This is a genomic window from Oleiphilus sp. HI0067 (assembly GCF_001635735.1).
Genome location: NZ_LWFI01000492.1, coordinates 1 through 894, shown reverse-complemented (window position 1 = coordinate 894; position 894 = coordinate 1). Strand labels below are relative to the sequence as shown.

General features: G+C 46.3%; 1 protein-coding gene. It reads right to left on the bottom strand.

Features of this window, described 5'->3' with window-relative positions; all coding sequences use genetic code 11:
- Positions 1 to 894, bottom strand: an 894-nt coding sequence (locus A3739_RS05885) for a DRTGG domain-containing protein (RefSeq protein ID WP_156502387.1), incomplete at both ends; no start/stop codon positions are given.

The following is an 894-nucleotide window of genomic DNA, read 5'->3' as shown; positions in this document are numbered from 1 at the left end:
TTTCCTTCAGGTAAAACGATACGTTTTTTGGCGGAACGAGCGCGAGACGTAAGCATGTGGCGAAATGCAGGGGGCGACAGGCGACTCTTTCGCTCTTTGGCGCATACTTGAGCGAGCCATTCCAAATCGAGATGCTCGGAAACCATACTCACAACCTGACGCATTCTGGCTTCATCATCGACCTGCACGACACGGTTAAGGTTAGCAAGAGCTGCTGCCGTTCTAAATGTGTCAGTTGGTGTTGATAGAAGCGGTAAACCAGCTTTTAAAGCGGCTGCGCAAAGCTTGTGTATGCGAGGGTCGATATTCGAATCACTTGTGAGCAATATGCCCGCGAGAGGAATGCCTGATAAGCCAGCCATACACGCAGCGACAATGACGTCACTTCGGTCTGACGGTGTTACCACAAGCGTGCCAGGCGTTAGCCTAGGAATGATATTGTCTACGGTCTTTGCAGCAAACACGATGTCATAAATTCGGCGATAGTCTGATTCACCTTCGTTAAGCGAGTTAACTTCTAATGTGTACTTAAGATCACTGACCCTTGGGGCTGCGAGTTCTTTTAGAAGTGGTATTGCACCAATTAAATGGAAATTATTGGTAAATACATTTAGGTCACTTATTGAAACGAGGCGCGCTGAAAAGTCCTCATCAGATATTTCTCCAACGCGATTTAATACTACTCCAAGCACGTCAGGACTCTCCGTGCCGTGATATAGCGAAGCCGCAACTTTAAGGTGTTTAGATAATTGAGTGGGTGTCCGTTGATTGACGTCGGCGACAAGAATAACGGGCGCATTTAGATTCTGGGCAATATCGATATTAAGTCGTGTTAAATAGGCTTCATTTCTATCATTCGGAATACCTTCAACAACGATCACGTCTTTCTTAGCT